Origin of the sequence: Mesorhizobium sp. M2A.F.Ca.ET.037.01.1.1 (assembly GCF_003998075.1) — a bacterium.
Taxonomy (GTDB): domain Bacteria; phylum Pseudomonadota; class Alphaproteobacteria; order Rhizobiales; family Rhizobiaceae; genus Mesorhizobium.
The window spans coordinates 1-789 of the sequence record NZ_RZSA01001600.1; the positions used below are offsets into that span (position 1 = coordinate 1).

Annotated in this window: 2 pseudogenes; both read right to left on the minus strand. The window is 62.9% G+C overall.

Annotated elements, in window-relative coordinates:
- A pseudogene (locus tag EOA27_RS42800) lies at positions 1-116 on the minus strand (leucyl/phenylalanyl-tRNA--protein transferase); the annotation flags it as partial.
- 12 nt (positions 117-128) lie between these two features.
- Positions 129-789 (minus strand): annotated as a pseudogene (locus EOA27_RS38635) (acetyl-CoA carboxylase biotin carboxylase subunit); the annotation flags it as partial.

Sequence of the window (789 nt, forward strand, 5' to 3'; positions counted from 1 at the left end):
ACCCAGAACACTTCCGGGTCGTCGGCGCTCTCGGCCATCGGGAATACGCCCGAGGCGTAAGCCCTGAGCAGCAGGTCGGTCGGGATGCGATAGCCTGGCGCGTAGGGGCGGGTCATCGCATCCCCGTGCTATTCACCCTTGGCCAGGTATTTTTCCAGCCAGTGGATATCGTAGTCGCCATTGGCGATGTCGGGATTGCCGACAAGGTCGCGAAACAGCGGCAGTGTCGTCTTGATGCCGTCGACGACGAATTCATCAAGCGCGCGGCGCAGCCGCATCATGCATTCCACGCGGTTGCGGCCATGCACGATCAGCTTGCCGATCAGGCTGTCGTAATAAGGCGGGATCTTGTAGCCGGAATAGACACCGGAATCGACGCGGACGCCGAGGCCGCCCGGCGTATGGAAATGCGTGATCGTGCCGGGCGAAGGCGTGAAGGTCCGCGGGTCCTCGGCGTTGATGCGGCACTCGATGGCGTGGCCGGTGAACTTGATGTCCTCCTGCCTGACCGACAGCCCGCCGCCGGAAGCGACGCGGATCTGCTCATGCACGAGGTCGATGCCGGTGATCGCTTCGGTCACCGGATGCTCGACCTGCAGTCGCGTGTTCATCTCGATGAAATAGAACTCGCCATTCTCATAGAGGAACTCGATCGTGCCTGCGCCTGAATAGCCGAGATCGGCGATCGCTTTGGCGCAGATGCCGCCGATGCGCGAACGTTCCTCGGCGTTGAGCGCGGGCGAATTGGCCTCCTCCCACACCTTCTGGTGGCGCCGCTGCAGCGAGCAG